Consider the following 17241-nt stretch of genomic DNA (forward strand, 5'->3'; position numbering starts at 1 on the left):
GAAATCACAGGATCAACATGACGTTGTCTACCCGCCATGGTGGCCTCGACGGTGGTCGGGTGCCACGACTCGACCCGCTCTATCTGGCCGTGCTGTCCGCGCTTTTGTTCTGGCAAGCGCCCGTGGATGCCGCGCCCATGAAACAGGACGACCGGGCGGAACGCTCCCGCACGCAATCGGCCTCCGACGACGTTGAATTCGATAGCGGATTCCTCGCGCACACCGGCGGCGAAAGCATCGATCTTTCCCGCTTCGAAAAAGGCAATGTCGTCCTGCCCGGTGAATACACCGTCGACATCTACGTCAATGGCAACGACGTCACGCGCACACCCGTGTCGTTTCGCGCCGTCGCCGCCGAAAAAAACGCACAGCCCTGCTTCAATGCGGCGCTCCTGGAGAGTATCGGCGTCGATCTGCAAAAGCTGTCGGTCGATGTGCAAAACCAGCTCAAGGCAAACGACGCGTGCGTCGCGCTGCCCGAAGCCATCACGGATGCAGCCGTCGTATTCGACCTCGGCGAGCAGCGTCTCTCGCTCAGCATCCCGCAGAGCATGCTGCGCAGAACGCCGCGCGGTTACGTCAGCCCGAACCAATGGGATGCCGGCGTAACCACCGGCATGCTGAACTACAGCGCCAACGCGTACACCTCCCGCACCTCGGGAGGCACCACGACGTCGCAGGGCTATGTTGGACTGATGGCGGGCCTCAACCTGGGTAGCTGGCATTTCCGGCACCAGGGATCGTATAGCTGGGCTAGCAGAAGCAGCGGAAGCTATCAGGACATCGCCACTTACGTACAGCGCGACTTGCCTTCGCTCACGTCGCAACTGACGATCGGCGAAGCCTATACGAGCGGTGAGCTGTTCGATTCAACGCAGTTCCGTGGCGTCAAGCTCGAAACGGACGACCGGATGCGACCGGACTCGATGCGTGGCTATGCGCCGGTCGTGCGCGGTATCGCCTCGAGCAACGCGCGGGTCACGATCACCCAGAATGGCGTCAAGATCTACGAAACGACGGTGGCGCCCGGGGCATTCGAGATCGACGACCTGTATCCGACCGGCTATGGCGGCGACCTGAACGTTTCGGTTACCGAAGCCGACGGTTCGGTCCACAGCTTTTCGATACCGTATGCGGCCGTTCCGCTTTCATTGCGTCCCGGCACGCATCGGTACAGCTTCGTGGCCGGTACGGTCCGCACGTCGCAAGGCGACAGCAACCCGTTGTTCGTGCAGGGCACGTGGCAGCAAGGCATCACTAACCTGCTGACCGGCTACGGCGGCATGACGGCCGGCCAGGGTTATCTGTCGTTCATGCTGGGAACCGCGCTCAATACTCCGTTCGGCGCGCTCGGGCTGGACGTCACGCAAGCGACGACGTCCGTACCTGGCGAGAGGCACTACAGCGGCAGCAGTATGCGGGTCAGCTATTCGAAGTCGATTCCGCAGACGTCCACGGACATCGCCATTGCTGCGTACCGATACTCGACCGGCGGCTTTTTCTCGCTCAACGACGCAATGCTGACGCGCGAAACCGTGGCGCACGGCGGGTCGGTGAACGACATCATGCGGCAACGCAACCGCGCATCGCTGTCGATCAATCAGAGCCTTGGTGAAAGGGCTGGGAGTTTCGGCATGACGCTGTCGGCAGGCACTTACTGGAACCGCCCCGGCTCGGACGTGACCTATAACGCGGTGTATTCGAATGCGTTTCGCAACGTCAACTACCAGCTTTCGGTGATGCGCGAGAAAACGAGCCTCCGCGGCACGAATACGACGTTTTACGCGAGCGTCACTATTCCGCTGGGCAAGTCGCATTCGGTCATGTCCACTTCGAACCTGAGCCACGACACCAGCGGCCGCACCCAGGCGCAGACAATGCTGTCGGGAAGCGTCGGGGCCGACGACTCGTTGTATTACAGCGCGACGGCAAACCATACGTCTCAACACAGCGGATCGTCGACCGATGGAAGCGGCACGCTCGTGTATCGCGCGCCGTATGCCCAGTTGACCGCAAGCGCCGGCGCGGGCCGAGGCTATCAGCAGGCATCGATCGGCGCGCAAGGTGCAGTGGTAGCGCATCCGGGCGGCATCACGCTGGCGCAGCCGCTGTCCGATACGTTCGGCGTCGTCGAGGTGCCTGGTGCGGAAGGCGCACGTGTTCTCAACTCGCCGGGCGTACGGGTGGACAGTCGCGGCTATGCGGTCGTACCGTCGCTCACGCCGTACTCGATGAACGCCATCCAACTCGATCCGACCGGGCTTCCGCTCGACGTGGAGTTGAAGGTCACGTCGCAACAGGTCGCGCCCCATGCAGGAGCCGTACCGCTGATCAAGTTCTCGACCGACGTCGGTCGTGCTGCGTTGATCACCGTCCGCCAGACCAACGGCGAGGCCATGCCGTTCGGCGCCGAGGTACTCGACGAATCCGGCAAGGAGGTTGGCGTGGTCGGCCAGGGTGGTCGGATCCTCGCACGCGGACTCCAGGACGAAGGCACCTTGACCGTCCGCTGGAACAAAGGCGATACGTCATGCGCCATGCCATACAAACTGGCCCCGGCGAAAGACAGCAAATCCGGACATGGATACCAGCAGATCGAAACGAGTTGCCGGATCCCATTGCCAATTAACCAGAACGCCAGGAGTTCGGCAGAAAAGCCGCTTCAAAATTAGGCGGCACAAGGATATCCAACATGAACCGCTTTCTTTCTATTGCAGCGTCTATCGTCAAATCATCGGTTACGCGAGTAGCCTGTGCCCGATGGGCGCGAAGCGGGCTCGCAGCCGTGGGACTCATGGCTGCGATTTCGTCGCCGGCATTTGCCCAATACGTATTCGGCCAAGGGACAATCAAGGTGCCGGCGACTGTTGCCCCCGGCACAATAGTTGCGCGCGACTATGTCACGCCGCAACAAATCTGCCGTGCAGCGCAATGTACGGGTTCCTGGGACGTTCAGCTATGGCAGTTCGGCGGATCGACGTCAGTTCGCGGGCCAGATGTCCTGACCTCCGTCACCGGCCTCTCAACTCGAATGATCCTCAACGGGCAACCAGTGGTCGCCGGCATGCTAAAAACCACTATCGTGAGCCCCATTGAGATTCAGTTGGTGGCCAATGGAACGGCTATCCAGCCTGGCTCCTTAAAAGGGTTGATCGCGCCAAACATGTCCCCCGCTTACTTCACGTTTAGTCTCGGCCAACCGAACCAATACCAGTTCTTTCTTGCAGCAACGGTTCAGGTCATCAATGGAACCTGCTCAGTTCCAAACCAGACCGTCACGCTACCGGCGGTGAGTCCCACAAATTTCGGTGGCGTCGGCAGCGTCCAAGGCACACAGAGCTTCAACATCAACTTCACCGGTTGCCCACCGGGCTACAACCGCGTGGGCTACAGCCTCATACCCGTCGGTAGCGAAACGACGGTCCCAGGTGCGTTACCGCTCAGCGCCGATTCGACGGCTACGGGCGTCCGCATCCGCGTGGCCAATTCGCTCGGCACGGCCGTGACGTTCAACACGTCGTACCAGCTCACTGCCTATAACCAGTCAACCGGCGGTTCGTATTCCGTTCCTCATCGGGCGTCGTATGTCCAGACGGGAACGAGCGTCACGCCCGGGTCGGTGAGCGGCAGTATGCAAGTGCTGCTGGATTACCAGTAATCGGGCGTTGCGCACTCGCATAGAACATGAGGGGAACTCGATGAACTGCTTTTCTTCCGTACTGGGGCGTACCCTTCTCGCAATCGCGCAGGACGTTCACAAGCGCTGCGCCACGATCGGCCTCGTGGCGGCAGCCCTGCTGGCCGGCATGTCGTCGCCGGTCTTTGCTGTTAACCCTGACACTACCAGCTACCCCCCGTTCAGCAGCAGAACGATCACGACGGCAACACAATATCCCGCGGGCACAGTCCTTGCGACGGACTCTCTGACGCCGACACAACTGTGCAACGCAAGCAGTTGCACGCTAGTCGCCATGCAGCTTTACAACCGCGACTCCTACTACACAGGCGGACCGAACCTGGCGACCGAGGTGCAGGGTATCGCGTTCAGAATACTCGCCAACGGGAAGCCGTTGCCCTCTAGCAGCACCACGATCACACTCACCACTTCCCTCGTGTTTCAACTGATCGCCACGGGAGACCCGATCATCGCCGGCCAGATCGGGGCGTCGAGTTCGCCCTCATACGCCGTCACAACCCTGGACCGCGGAGCCAGCTTGCCGGCGCTCGTCTGGTATTTTTTTCCCAAGGCAACGATCAAGACGCAATCCTGCTCGGTTCCGAACCAGACTATCACTCTGCCGTCTGTCAGCTCGGGGAATTTCAGCGGCCTGGGCACGACTTCGGGCGCGCAGAATTTCTCTATTACCCTCCAGAACTGCCCCGCGGGCGTGAGCCGCGTAGGCTACAGCCTCACGCCGGTCGGCAGCGAAACGACCGGCTACGCGGGCACCTTGCCGCTCGGATCGGGTTCGACGGCCACGGGTGTCCGCATCCGCGTGACCGATACGAACGGCACGCCCGTGACGTTCAACACGTCGAACAAGCTTACTGCCTATAACCCGGCAACCGGCGGTTCGTATTCGGTTTCCTTCCAGGCGTCGTATATCCAGACGGGCGCGAGCGTCAAGCCTGGGTCGGTGAGCGGCAGTATGCAGGTGCTGGTCGACTATCAATAGACGGTGTGCGCCGGGTCGGGAGCGGCCTCACAGCATGTCATAGCGCGGTAAGGCCGCTGCCGACTACATCCGCAATACCACGCACTGGTTTTTCATGATCGAGGCGGCGCTTATGCAAGTTGCCAACCCAGGTACCTAAAAGGAAGCCCGCGTGCAACGCAGGGCACAGGCGGCCAGCTCGCAATTCCTGACTCCAGGCAAACAAAGGATTTGACGATGAACCCCATTACCTTGCCGCGCATCGCGCGCACTCGACGTATCGCTTTGGCGATCGCCATTTTTCTGATCGTTGCAATCGTCGGAATTGCAATCGAGCGACTAGTCGTCGAGTCGCATATGAACAGACAGGCAACCGAAGGCAGCCGCGTCATTCTGAGCGAGATCGAAAAAATGATCGATCAGGCATCCGAAGCGGCCACGGAAACGCTCGCGTTCGCGGATCAGCCCTGCTCTCGCGCGGCACTTCCCCTACGCGAGGCAGTCCAGTCGCGACCTTACGTGCGCTCCGCAAATCTCGTGGATCCCTCGGGCATTCTGTACTGTTCCTCACTGCTCGGCGAGGCACACGAAGTCATCGATTCGAAGGCGTTCGCGAGCGGCACGCTGGAGCTCCTGCCGTTCAACCGCGTCACGCCTGATTCGCCGCTGCTCGTGCTGCGGGCGGCGACGCATGACGGCGCGGCATTGATTGCCGTGGATGGTCACCACCTGGCCCGAGCGCTAAAGGCTTTCGATCGCACAGGAACCGCAGCGCTTCGCGTAGGCGACGTCTGGCTCAGCGCGGAGGGCGTGGTCGAGCATCGCGCGCCTGCCGCCGGAACGACGTGGGCCGTGGCCGGATCGACGCGTTACCCGCTGGAGGTCCAGGCCGGCTACAGCCAACCGGATTTGCTCCCGGGAGTGTCCTATCGCTTCGCCATCTGGCAGGTGGCGATCATGGTTCTGTCGGCACTGGCCGCTTCGTTGTTCTGGTGGTTTGCCGGCAAGCCCCAACGTGCAAGCAAGGTTTTGGGCAAGGCGCTGCAGGCGGGCGAATTCTCGCCGTACCTCCAGCCGCTGGTAGACGCGCACAGCGGCGAATGGGTGGGCGCGGAGGTCCTGGCGCGCTGGCGTCACGGCACGTTCGGCTTTGTGTCTCCTGACCAGTTCATTCCTGCGGCGGAGGAATCCGGGTTCGTCGTGCCGCTCACGCGGGAATTGATGACTTCGGTTGCGAAAGCGCTCAATGCAGTCGATCTTCCGCAGGGCTTTCACATCAGCTTCAACGTGTGCCCGGCACAACTCGTGGAGGGCAGTCTGGTCGAGGACTGCCGCCGCTTTCTGCGCGCACTCCAGCGTCCAGACGTCCGGCTCGTGCTGGAGGTGACGGAACGCGAACTCATCGTGCTGGACGATGCCATGCGGGATTCGCTCGCGAGTCTGCGTGGTCTCGGCATCAGCATCGCGATAGACGACTTCGGTACGGGCCACGCGAATCTTTCGCTGCTGAACGATCTGAGTATCGACGTGCTGAAAGTCGATAAAAGCCTCGTTTCACGCGTCGCCGAAAACACGGTGGAGCAGCCGGTTCTGGACAGCGTGATCCATCTCGCGCGCCGGTTGAAGGTGAAGATCATCGCGGAAGGCATCGAGACGGCAGCGCAATGGCGATACCTTCAGTGCCGGCACGTCCATGTGCTGCAGGGCTACCGGTTTGCACGACCGATGTCGCTTGAAGCATTTGCGACACAACTGGGTGCGTCGGCGTAAGCGGCTGCGTCAGTTGCGGCGCCGCTTCATCACGGTCCGCGCCGCGCAACGGATCGCCGACGATCTTGCGCGGCGCGTCAGGTACCGGAAACATCACGTCGCTGCAAACGATACCCGCTCGCACCCAATGACGTCGTCCGACGGCTTCTGAAGCAGGTTCCAGCCGGCAAACGCGATCACGAGACCGCCCGCAACGCGCAACGCCGGTATCGATATGCCAGGGAACGAGGGCACGTAAGCACCCATCAGCAGCGAGCCGGGCAGGATGGCCAGGTTGTGATCGCGATGGTCCGCGCAGGACATGCGCGTTCTCTCGACGTCGCGTGATGCAGGACACCGAGGACGATAAAGCCCGCTGCCGGCGGAATGATGATGGGAAACAGTCCGGCGAAAACGAGCAGGAAGGTGTCGGAAAGTTGATTGAGCATCCCTGTTCTCCCGGGGCATCCCGGAGTACAGGAAGCCGTTCGCCGCCCGTTCAATAAGTCGAAGGGCCGCTATTCGATCGATCATCAGGAACGCGTGCCCAAGGGCATGGGCCAACTGCAGCCTGTGAACAGCAACCGCCTGGTGCGTTACGGGCCGGCGCGCACCAACGTGCAGAAGACCGCCTTCATCAACGAATCCGGCCACCACATGGCCATGCGCGTGATGGTGCACGGCCGGCGGCCCTGATCGTCGCCATGCTGGGCAGCGCCACGCCCGAAGGTTCGCGGCTCGACGGCGCGCGCTTTGCGCATTGGCTGTCTTGTTCGCTACGGTAAGTGCGCGCCTTCCCCCGGTCACATCAGCGCCCGGCGCTCCCCGAGTGCATTCCAGCGGCGAATGGCGCGGCTTTCGTGGTCGAAGCCGAGCACGCTCACCGACGCCGTGTCGAGATACAGATGCTCGCCAAGCGCCGCCGAGCCGGAAACCCAGCAGCCGCCCACTGCGCGCAGGAAATGCGCATGTGAAAACAGCGCCACGCGACCCCGCATGACCAGGAGGTTTTCGACAACGGCCGCGGCGCGCGCCTGGATCCGATCGAGGTCCTCGCCATGCGCGATGCGCGAATGCCAAACGCTCCAGCCAGGCTCGGCCCTGCGGATATCGGCCGTGGTGCGGCCCTCGTAGATCCCATAGTCCCACTCGTGCAGGTCGGCCGAAATCGTCATCTGGTCGCCGAGACCCGCGAGCTGGCAAGTTTCGATGGCGCGCGACATCGGACTGCAGAGCACCGCGTCGAAGCGCTGCGCGGCAAGCGAGGGGGCTAGCGAGCGCGCCTGCTCGCGCCCGTGCTCCGTGAGCGCGATGTCAGTGCGGCCGGTGTGCTGCCCCGAGCGGCTCCATTCCGTTTCTCCGTGGCGGATCAACCAGACTTCGCGCAAGCCGGCGGACCTGTCGGCAGGGATGGCAGACATCGTGAGCTCCGCATTCGATCCCCGCGCGGGGGCACGCGGGATGCCTGCAGCATACCTGTTTTGATGGCGCTTCGCCGCATCGCTCGCCCATATTGCGCACGGAAAACATGAAGGCGTGACGAAAGCGGCCCAGCAGAAATGCCGTACCGCCATCCTTCGATGTGTACTCCGTAACGATATGCGAGCGATTCGTGAAAAAAATCCGGGATGACGGCCCACGGCAAGCGTTGCGCGGCGCCGGACCGAAATGGCGGGCCAGCCTTCGGCGCCTCGCGGCGATTCTTCCAATCGCAGACAGCACGGCGGCGCGACCTCTTGCGAGGCAGCGCCGCCGCGGGTTAGCCATCGCAGATTAGTGATGACGCTTCGTCGAGTCCTTCACGGCCTCCTTCATGTCGCCGACGTCCTTGCGGGTCTGTCCGGCTTCCTGCTGGAGGTCGCCTTTCATTTCGCGCGCCGGGTTGTGGGTTGCGCGCCCCAAGGCCTCGTTTGCCTTGCCCTTCATCTTTTCAGCCGTGCCCTTCACCTGGTCCTTGTTCATGGTCACACTCCACGTAAAAGCGACGGTGTGTCGCGACGCTTCGTATTGCGCATGCACCGTGCCCGAGGCGAATGGCGGGCGCGTGGCCGGGTCCCGGCCAGCGCGCGCTTTCAGGGACGCAACACCTCGGTCAATCGTGTGCCATCGCACGATCGATCGATATTTGCGTCGGCATCATGTTGACGTTGGCGTTGTGGATGACCCAGAGCGACAGCCCGACGATCACCGCGATCAGGAACGCCGTGCAGACGAAGATGCCCGTGTTGGTGCGCTCACTGCGCGAAGCGCCGATGTGCAGGAAATAGAAGAGCTGCACGACGAGCTGCGCAATACAAAGCACGACGATGGCCGCGAGCCCGACGCCCGGCGAAACGACGCGGAACATGACCACGCCGAACGACGCAAGCGTGAGCACGAGCGAAAGCACGGTCCCGACCATGTAGCCTTTGAAGCTGCCGTGCGACGCGTCGTGGCCGGCCTGATGAGTGGCATGGGATTGGCTCACAGGAAACCTCGCAGATAAACGAACGTAAACACACAGATCCACACGAGATCGAGAAAGTGCCAAAAAAGGCTCAGACACGCAAGACGGCGGCGAACGGTGCCGGTCAGGCCGAACTTGAAGCTCTGATGCATCATGATCGCGATCCACAGCAAACCCGTCGTGACGTGCAGGCCGTGCGTACCGACCAGCGTGAAGTACGCCGAAAGGTACGCGCTGGTGCCGGGCCCCGCTCCATCGGCGATCAGCTTGGCGAATTCGTTGACCTCCATCGCGACGAAGCCCGCGCCGAACAGGAACGTGACGGCAAGCCACACGATCACCTGAGAACGGCGCTCCGCGTGGAGGTTCAGCATGGCCATGCCGAACGTGACGCTGCTCGCGAGCAGCAGCAGCGTTTCGCCGAGCACGTAGGGCAGCTCGAACAGATCTTTCGCGCCTGGACCGCCTGCCGTCGCATTCGCGAGCACGCCGAAGGTGGCGAAGAGCGTCGCGAAGATGAGGCAGTCGCTCATCAGGTAGATCCAGAAGCCTAACGTGGTCTTGGTGCTGTCGTCGTGGCCGTGACCATGACCATGACCATGGGCGTGAGTAATAGCAGCGTGAGCCATGGTTTAAGCCATCTCCTCGATTTGCTCGGGTTGTTCGAAGCGCTTGATGCCGAGCTGCCTGAAACGCGCGTCCTCGATACGCTTGACTTCGGCGGCCGGGACCCAGTAATCGACATCCTGGTCGTAGCTGCGCACGATGAACGTCGCGATCATGCCGATCAGACCGACGGCTGCGAACAGCCACATGTGCCACACGATCGCAAAGCCGAACAGCAGGCTGAACGCCGCGATGATGAAACCCGCGCCCGTGTTGCGCGGCATGTGAATGTCCTCGTACTGGCGCGGCTGCACATAGGCGCGGCCGGCTTCCTTGTTGTCCCAGTGCTGCTCCATCGAAGTGATTTCGGGCAGCACCGCGAAGTTGTAGAACGGCGCGGGCGACGACGTCGACCATTCGAGGCTGCGGCCGTCCCACGGGTCGCCGGTCAGGTCGCGGTTGGCTTCGCGGTCGCGCACGCTCACCACGATCTGCACGATCAGCGCGAGAATGCCGAGCCCAACGAACACCGCGCCCACGAGCGCCACGACGAGCCACGGATGCCACTCGGCTACATCATAGTGATTCATGCGGCGCGTCATGCCTTCGAAGCCGAGGATGTAGAGCGGCGTGAACGCGAGCCAGTAACCGATCAGCCAGCACCAGAACGACACCTTGCCCCAGAACTCGTTGAGCGTGAATCCAAACACCTTCGGGAACCAGAAGCTCACGCCAGCGAGGCAGCCGAACACCACGCCGCCGATGATTACGTTGTGGAAGTGCGCGACGAGGAAGAGCGAGTTGTGCAGCACGAAGTCCGCGCCCGGCACGGCCAGCAGCACGCCGGTCATGCCGCCGACGGCGAACGTGACCATGAAGCCGATGGTCCAGAGCGTCGCGCTGTGATAGCGGATGCGTCCGCGATACATCGTGAAGAGCCAGTTGAAGAGCTTCACGCCGGTCGGGATCGAGATGACCGTGGTCATGATGCCGAAGAACGCATTGACGTTCGCGCCCGAACCCATCGTGAAGAAGTGATGCAGCCACACGAAGAACGAGAGAATGCCGATCGACGACGTGGCATAGACCATCGACTTGTAGCCGAACAACGGCTTGCCCGAGAACGTGGCGATGATTTCGGAGTACGCACCGAATGCGGGCAGGATCAGGATGTACACCTCCGGATGGCCCCAGACCCAGATCAGGTTGATGTACATCATCGCGTTGCCGCCCAGCTCGTTCGTGAAGAAGTGCATGTCGAGGTAGCGGTCCATCGTGAGCAGCGCGAGCGTGCCGGTGAGCACAGGAAACACCGCGACGATCAGGATGTTGGTGATGAACGCCGTCCACACGAACACCGGCATCTTCATCATGTCCATGCCCGGCGCGCGCATGCGCAGGATCGTCACGATAAAGTTGATGCCCGAGAGCGTGGTGCCGAGCCCCGAGAGCTGCAATGACCATATGTAGTAATCCATACCAACTGTCGGACTGTAGCCAAGCTCCGAAAGCGGCGGATACGCCACCCAGCCCGTGGCCGCGAAATCGCCCACGAACATCGAGACCATCACGAGCACCGCGCCCACTACGGAAAGCCAGAAGCTCAACGAGTTGACGAACGGATAGGCGACGTCGCGCGCGCCGATCTGCAGCGGCACGACCACGTTCATCAAGCCGAGAATGAGCGGCGTGGCCACGAAGAAGATCATGATGACGCCGTGCGCCGTGAAGATCTGATCGTAGTGATGCGGCGGCAGATAGCCCGCCGCGTCGCCATGTGCCAGGGCTTGTTGCACGCGCATCATGATCGCGTCGGCGAAACCGCGCAGCAGCATGACGATCGCGAGAATGATGTACATGACGCCGATGCGCTTGTGATCGACGGACGTGATCCACTCGCGCCACAAGTAGCCCCACTTGCCCGCGATCGTGATCGCGGCGAGCAAGGCGAGGCCGCCGAGCGCCACGACGGCGCCCGTGCCCATGATGATCGGCTCGTGCCAGGGAACGGCATCGAGCGTGAGTTTTCCGAACATGTTGTGATTACTCCGCTGCCAGGATGGCGCTACGGTTGAGCGTGAGCGCCGGGGTGCTGCCCGCGCCGGGGACCGTGCCGCAAATCGGGTTGCCGTGCACGTCGCGCATGTACTTGCCGACCACGCCGTCGAAGAGGCCCGGTGCGACATTCGAATAGCGCGTCACGGGCGCCTTCTCGCCCGGCCGCGCAAGCTGTTCGTAGGCCGCGCGGCTCAGCATCGTCGGCGAGGCCTTGGCTTGCGCGATCCACGCGTCGAAGTCAGCGCGGCTCGTGGCGAGCGTCTCGAAGTGCATGTCGGAGAAGCCGGGGCCGCTGAAGGCCGCCGAACGTCCGGCGTAGACGCCGGGCTCGTTCGCGATCAGATGCAGCTTCGTCTGCATGGCCGGCATCGCGTAGACCTGGCTGCCCAGTTGCGGGATGAAGAACGAGTTCATCAGCGACTCGGCGGTCAGCTTGAACTCAACGGGCGTATCCACGGGAATCGCGAGCTGGTTCACGGAGGCGACGCCGTAGTCGGGGTAGATGAAGAGCCACTTCCAGTTGAGCGCGACCACGTCCACCCGAACCGGCTTCGTTTGCGACTCGAGCGGACGGTACGGGTCGAGCGAGTGCGTGGTGCGCCAGATCAGCACGCCGAGCGTGAGCACGATCACACAGGGAATCGACCACACCACCACTTCGATGGCCGTGGAATGCGACCAGCGCGGCGCATAAGTCGCGCGGGTGTTCGAGGCCCGATAGCGCCACGCGAACCACAGCGTGAGCATGATGACGGGGATCACGACGAGCAGCATCAGGCCGAGCGAGATCAGGATGAGGTTCTTCTCCTGCACGCCGATGTCGCCTTTCGGCGCGAGCAGCGCCATGTTGCAGCCGCCGAGCAGGACGAGCGGGCCGGCCGCGGCGGCAAGCGCCGCGCGACGCAGCAAAGTGGTGAGGGACGAGGTTGGCGAGGACGAGTCTGGCGGGCCGGCTGTGGCGGCCCGCCCTGAGCGAGGGTCTGGTTTGCGCATGTTTGGTTCCGAGGTTGACTGTTCGCGCAAACCCATCCATACGTGCTCACTCTGCTGTCGTACAAACGGCCCTCTATGTTCACTGCAAGGCCGCTGCAGAAGCCATACATAGCCTACATGTATGGATTTACGCGCTTCATGCACGCATGCTAGAGTAAGACATGACGCATACATCTGCGACACGATGACACACGATCAAATTTCCGAAAGCAGCACTGGGATCAATGTCTGGTCCACTGCGATGCAGACAGGCAACGGCCCGCGCTACCTGCGGCTTGCCGATTTCATCGAAGGCGCGGTAGCGGAAGGCGTGCTGAGCCCCGGCGACCGCGTGCCCGCACAACGCAGTCTCGCCGCCCTGCTCGCGGTCGATCTCACCACCGTGACGCGCGGCTTCAACGAAGCCAGACGGCGCGGGCTGATCGAGGCGCGCGGACCGCTCGGCACCTTCATCGCCGCGCCGCGCGCCGAGTTGCTGCAGCGCGTGGACCTCAGCATGAACATTCCGCCACCGCCCGTGGGTCTCGAAATGGACGCGCTCCTGCGCGAAGGCATGTCCCGCGTCCTGCTGCGCAGCGACGCCGAGCTGCTCATGACCTATCACATGGGCGGCGGCGGCCGCGCCGACTGGGAGGCCGGCGCGAAATGGCTGCAACCCATGCTCGGACACGTCGCGACCGAGCGGATGCTCGTGTGCCCCGGCGCGCAAGCGGCGCTTGCCGCGCTCATCGTCGCGTTTACGCGGCCGGGCGACGCCATTCTGGCCGAGCCGCTGCTCTATCCGGGCTTGCCGCATGCGGCGGCGCAACTGGGCCGGCGCATCGAACCCGTCGCCGTCGACGCCCAAGGCATGCGTCCCGACGCACTCGAAGCAGCCTGCCGCGAGCACGAGGCGCGGCTCATCTATCTGAATCCCACGCTGCAGAATCCGACCACGGCCACGATGCCCGAGGCGCGCCGCGTCGAAATCCTGAGCGTGGCCGAGCGCTGCGGCGCGCGCATCGTCGAGGACGATCCGTACTGGCGCTTCGCCCCCGATGCGCCCCCGCCGCTCGCGCGCCTCGCGCCCGCCCAGGTCTGCTATCTGGCGACGCTTTCCAAGACGCTTTCGCCCGGCCTGCGCACGGCCTATCTGGCGCTGCCCGATGCGCCAGCGCGTGCGCGCCTGCTGGCGGCGCTGCGCACGTTCTCGCTGATGGCCGCGCCGCTCACCAACGCGCTCGCGACTCACTGGATCGAGGAAGGCGTGGCCGAGCAGATTTTCTTGGGTGTGAAGGCCGAGGCGCGCGAACGCCAGCGCATCGCGGCGCATATGCTGGGTTCGTCCGCGGGCGCGGGCATTCACCTCTGGTATGCGCTGCCGCGTTACTGGCAAGCACGTGAACTGGCCGCCGCCGCGAGCACCGAAGGGCTGGCCGTGGCGCCTTCCACGGCGTTCCAGCAAGGCCCCGAAACCGCGAACGCGATCCGCATTTCATTGGGCGCGACGGGCGGCCGCGAACAACTGCAGGCGGCGCTGCGCAAGCTCTCCGCACTGCTGGCCAACGACCGGAGCGCGCCGGCGCAAGTGATCGTATGACGGCCCCGGGGGCGCGCATGGATTGCTGCGCGCCCGCCCCCCGCCGACGGCTTCCCACATGTTTTGCCTGTCCGGGCATCGCGATTGCTACGGCTTACCGCCTCCATTCTTTCGCCCGCAGCGCGGCCGTCCCCACACAGCGGCGACGCCGTCGCGCGGCGGCGCAAGTACACTCATCGGAGCAGTTGACGACCGGATTCGAGTAACCGCGCCCGCAAGGGCGCCCCAACGCGGGAGAAACGACGATGGCAAACGAGCAAATGCTTGCGCAGATGCGCGACAAACCGGGCTTTATCGCCGCGCTGGACCAGAGCGGCGGTTCGACGCCGGGCGCGCTGCGCCAGTACGGCATCCCCGATAGCGCGTATAGCGGCGACGCCGAAATGTTCCGGCTGATCCACGAAATGCGCGTGCGCATCATCAGCGCGCCGGCGTTCACGGGCGAGAAAGTGATCGGCGCGATCCTCTTCGAAGCCACCATGGACGGCCAGGCGCAAGGCAAGCCCGTGCCCGCTTTCCTCTGGAACGACCGCGGCGTTGTGCCTTTCCTCAAGGTCGACAAGGGCCTGGAAGCCGAGGCCGACGGCGTGCGCCTCATGAAGCCGATTCCCGCCCTCGACGCCTTGCTCGAACGCGCGGTGAAGGCCGGCATTTTCGGCACCAAGATGCGCTCGGTGATCGAGCATGCCTCGCCTTCGGGCATTGCTTCGATCGCGGCGCAGCAGTTCGCGTTCGGTTCGCAGATCGCCGCGCACGGACTCGTGCCGATTCTCGAGCCGGAAGTCTCGATCAAGGCGCCGGACAAGGCCAAGGCCGAGGCGCTGCTGCGCGACGAACTGCTCAAGGGCCTCGACGCCCTGCCTGCCTCGCACGACGTGATGATCAAGCTGACGATTCCCGATACGCCGGACTTCTATCTGCCGCTCATCGAGCATCCGCGCGTGGTGCGTGTGGTGGCGCTCTCCGGCGGCTATTCGCGCAGCGACGCATGCGAGCGTCTAGCCAGAAACCATCGGATGATTGCAAGCTTTTCGCGCGCGCTCATCAACGACCTCACGAAATCGATGAGCGACGCCGAGTTCGATGCCACGCTCGCCGCGAGCATCGACGAAATCTGGAAGGCCTCGGTGCACAAGGTCTGACGCCGCTGGCGTCTGCGCTGGCGTCAGCCAGGATATGAACACGGGATGACACGCAACCGGCCTCGCCTGGCGAGGCCGGTTATACTTGCGCCTTCCCTTTTTCCCTATGCACCGGCCATGAGGCAGTTACTCTGCCTGCTTGCCCTGTTGCCGGGCCTCGTGCAAACCGCGGCCGCGCAGGCGCAGCAGGCACCCGTTAGCGAGGTCGCCAGCGCACCGGTTGCGAGCGGCGTTTCCGCGGCGCATTCGAGCGCGGTTTCGCGATACCTCACGCAAAAGTTCGGCGTGGCGAAAGAAAAGGCCACGCAAATCTCGCAAGCCGTTACTGGCGCTGCCAAAAAGTACTCGCTGCCCCCCGCCGTGCTGCTCGCCATCATTTCGATCGAGTCGCGCTTTCGCGAAAGGGCACACGGCGCCAATGGCGCGACCGGACTCATGCAGGTCGTGCCGTCGGCGCACCGCAATCTCCTCCATAACAAGGATCTCACCGATCCCGATGTCAACATCGACATCGGCTCGTCGATCCTCTACGGCTACCAGCGCGACGCGGGCGGCGACCTCAACGCCGCGATGAAGAACTATGGCGGCTCGAAGGCGTATGCGGAAAAGATCCGCATGCGCGCCGTCGAATTCAGCCGGGTGCTTGACGACGCGAGCGCCCCTGCCGCAAGCGATGCGCCCGCAACCTTGGGTCTTGCAGCTTCGGTCTTCGCCGCAGCGGTGACTTCGGCCGCGGCGTCTGCACCGGCCGTTGCGCCCTCAACGGCATCGGCGACATCCGCGCAGGCCGCGGTGCAAGAGGCCGCTTCGGGCAGGGCACGCTAGACGCGTTGTTCGCCGATGCTCGATCGGCGAATGGACGAGAGCGCGCGCCAGAGACGTTTCGTGCTGTACGCGCCACCGCAGCGCGAGGGCGAAAACGCGCGGCGCGCAAATCGTGTCGCCCGACTACGGGACGGATCGCCAGACAGGAGGCGTCTTCTGCGCAGTATTCCTGGCGGCGCGATCCCGCTCAAGCGCCGGCTGCGGGCGTCTCGCCGTTTTCCGTATGCTGCGCCGAGGCTTCCGCCGCGGCTTCTGTCGCAACGGGCTGCGCCTGCGTGGACTGTGCCGCTACTTCGGCCTTTGCTTCCGGCTTGGCCTCGCCCTCTTCGCGCGCCTTCGCCTGCGCCTCGGCCTTCGCCTTCTGACGCGCAAGCGCTGCATTCGCGCGGCCGATGTGCGACGGATCGATGCCCGGGCCTTCCGATGCGGCGCCGTCGAGTTCGTAGCGCGAGCCGCCCGCGGCGACCCGCTCGTGATAGCGCGGATGATTCACGTGGCGCTTGAGCACGGCGACGATCATCGTGCGCTCATATTCGGGATGGCGCGCGACGAGATCCTCCGCCACGCCGATCTTGAGGGGTAAACGGTCGCGAAATGCCGGATAGTGCTTCGCGAACACGTTCCAGACCGTGTTGAGTTGCCGGTTTCGTTCGATGCGCGCCTTTTCGGCCTCGCTCAGGTTAGCCGAAGGCGGCTGCTGGGGCCGGACCGGGCGACGGCGCTGCTGCTGGGACCGTTCGGCCGCCTCCTGCCCGCGAGCCGGCTTGGCCTGTTGCGGCCGACGTTGCTGCTGCGCGCGTTGCCCCTGCTCCGCTGGTTGCCCTTGCTGCTGCGCACGGGCGCCATGCGGCCGGCCCTGGCGCGAGCGCGCTTCGCCGGCGCCAGCCGCCCCTTCTCTCGGGGCACGCGGACCGTTCTGGGCTTGCTGGCCGCCATGGCCCTTCGCCCCCTTGTTTGCGGGCTTGCCCTGCGACTTTTGCGTCTGTTCTTCGGGCGGCTGGCCCGAGCCCTTCCCCATGCTCTTCTTGATTTCCAGAAGACCTTCCTTGAAGCTCAGGGTACGGCGTTGTTGCGATGCGGCTTTCACGTCCAGCTCTCTTCCATATGGGACCGGACGCTATGATACCGAATCGCGGCCGACCTAACCGGCGAATCACGTGATACGGCCGGTTTCGATTGCGCCTCGCG

The 17241-nt window shown here is 63.6% G+C and carries 16 protein-coding genes; 8 read left to right on the forward strand and 8 right to left on the reverse strand.

Annotation, left to right across the window (positions count from 1 at the left end; genetic code table 11):
- Positions 1-17 precede the first annotated feature (17 nt).
- The 4 genes from BLU17_RS15810 to BLU17_RS15825 all read left to right on the forward strand — a co-directional run bounded on the left by BLU17_RS15810 (position 18) and on the right by BLU17_RS15825 (position 6425).
- Positions 18-2672 carry a fimbria/pilus outer membrane usher protein gene (locus BLU17_RS15810; RefSeq protein WP_091998038.1) on the forward strand — a complete coding sequence of 885 codons (2655 nt, stop codon included), beginning with the start codon at positions 18-20 and terminating at the stop codon, positions 2670-2672.
- 20 nt (positions 2673-2692) lie between these two features.
- Positions 2693-3658 carry a fimbrial protein gene (locus tag BLU17_RS15815; RefSeq protein ID WP_091998040.1) on the forward strand — a complete coding sequence of 322 codons (966 nt, stop codon included), beginning with the start codon at positions 2693-2695 and terminating at the stop codon, positions 3656-3658.
- Positions 3659-3698: 40 nt separating this feature from the next.
- Positions 3699-4676, forward strand: a complete 978-nt coding sequence (locus BLU17_RS15820) for a fimbrial protein (RefSeq protein WP_091998042.1) — start codon at positions 3699-3701, stop codon at positions 4674-4676.
- A 336-nt stretch (positions 4677-5012) separates the two neighbouring features.
- Positions 5013-6425 (forward strand): EAL domain-containing protein, encoded by a 1413-nt coding sequence (locus tag BLU17_RS15825; protein WP_176929111.1) that lies wholly within the window; start codon positions 5013-5015, stop codon positions 6423-6425.
- A 93-nt stretch (positions 6426-6518) separates the two neighbouring features.
- On the opposite strand, the gene BLU17_RS15830 is transcribed toward BLU17_RS15825, so the two are convergent.
- Positions 6519-6728, reverse strand: a complete 210-nt coding sequence (locus tag BLU17_RS15830; RefSeq protein ID WP_091998046.1) for a MarC family protein — start codon at positions 6726-6728, stop codon at positions 6519-6521.
- A 117-nt stretch (positions 6729-6845) separates the two neighbouring features.
- Between BLU17_RS15830 and BLU17_RS15835 the strand changes: the two genes are divergently transcribed.
- On the forward strand, positions 6846-7100 hold the full coding sequence (locus BLU17_RS15835) for a hypothetical protein (RefSeq protein ID WP_176929112.1): 255 nt from the start codon (positions 6846-6848) through the stop codon (positions 7098-7100).
- 107 nt (positions 7101-7207) lie between these two features.
- Here the strand turns inward: BLU17_RS15835 and BLU17_RS15840 are convergent, their stop codons facing one another.
- From BLU17_RS15840 to cyoA, 6 genes are all read right to left on the reverse strand, one after another.
- Positions 7208-7825, reverse strand: coding sequence for a histidine phosphatase family protein (locus BLU17_RS15840; protein WP_091998048.1), 618 nt, complete (start codon positions 7823-7825; stop codon positions 7208-7210).
- Between the two features lie 352 nt (positions 7826-8177).
- A complete protein-coding gene (locus BLU17_RS15845; protein ID WP_091998051.1) occupies positions 8178-8366 on the reverse strand; it encodes a CsbD family protein in 189 nt (62 codons plus the stop codon).
- A 130-nt stretch (positions 8367-8496) separates the two neighbouring features.
- Positions 8497-8871, reverse strand: a complete 375-nt coding sequence (gene cyoD, locus BLU17_RS15850; RefSeq protein ID WP_091998053.1) for a cytochrome o ubiquinol oxidase subunit IV — start codon at positions 8869-8871, stop codon at positions 8497-8499.
- Entirely contained in the window at positions 8868-9479 is a 612-nt protein-coding gene (cyoC, locus tag BLU17_RS15855; protein WP_091998056.1) for a cytochrome o ubiquinol oxidase subunit III, read from the reverse strand. The genes cyoD and cyoC overlap by 4 nt, the downstream gene beginning before the upstream one ends.
- Before the next feature lie 3 nt (positions 9480-9482).
- Positions 9483-11492, reverse strand: a complete 2010-nt coding sequence (cyoB, locus tag BLU17_RS15860; protein ID WP_091998058.1) for a cytochrome o ubiquinol oxidase subunit I — start codon at positions 11490-11492, stop codon at positions 9483-9485.
- A 7-nt stretch (positions 11493-11499) separates the two neighbouring features.
- Positions 11500-12507 carry a ubiquinol oxidase subunit II gene (gene cyoA / locus BLU17_RS15865; RefSeq protein ID WP_091998060.1) on the reverse strand — a complete coding sequence of 336 codons (1008 nt, stop codon included), beginning with the start codon at positions 12505-12507 and terminating at the stop codon, positions 11500-11502.
- Positions 12508-12748: 241 nt separating this feature from the next.
- On the opposite strand from cyoA, the gene BLU17_RS15870 reads away from it, so the two are divergent.
- The 3 genes from BLU17_RS15870 (at position 12749) to BLU17_RS15880 (ending at position 16053) form a co-directional block, all read left to right on the forward strand.
- The gene (locus BLU17_RS15870) at positions 12749-14086 is read left to right on the forward strand and encodes an aminotransferase-like domain-containing protein (RefSeq protein ID WP_245746882.1); all 1338 of its coding nucleotides are present in this window, start codon (positions 12749-12751) and stop codon (positions 14084-14086) included.
- Positions 14087-14331: 245 nt separating this feature from the next.
- Positions 14332-15228 carry a fructose bisphosphate aldolase gene (locus tag BLU17_RS15875; RefSeq protein WP_091998064.1) on the forward strand — a complete coding sequence of 299 codons (897 nt, stop codon included), beginning with the start codon at positions 14332-14334 and terminating at the stop codon, positions 15226-15228.
- A 117-nt stretch (positions 15229-15345) separates the two neighbouring features.
- Positions 15346-16053, forward strand: coding sequence for a transglycosylase SLT domain-containing protein (locus BLU17_RS15880; protein WP_091998066.1), 708 nt, complete (start codon positions 15346-15348; stop codon positions 16051-16053).
- Positions 16054-16240: 187 nt separating this feature from the next.
- On the opposite strand, the gene BLU17_RS15885 is transcribed toward BLU17_RS15880, so the two are convergent.
- On the reverse strand, positions 16241-17140 hold the full coding sequence (locus BLU17_RS15885) for a ProQ/FINO family protein (RefSeq protein WP_091998068.1): 900 nt from the start codon (positions 17138-17140) through the stop codon (positions 16241-16243).
- Between the last annotated feature and the right edge of the window lie 101 nt (positions 17141-17241).

This window comes from Paraburkholderia lycopersici (assembly GCF_900096975.1).
GTDB lineage: Bacteria > Pseudomonadota > Gammaproteobacteria > Burkholderiales > Burkholderiaceae > Paraburkholderia > Paraburkholderia lycopersici.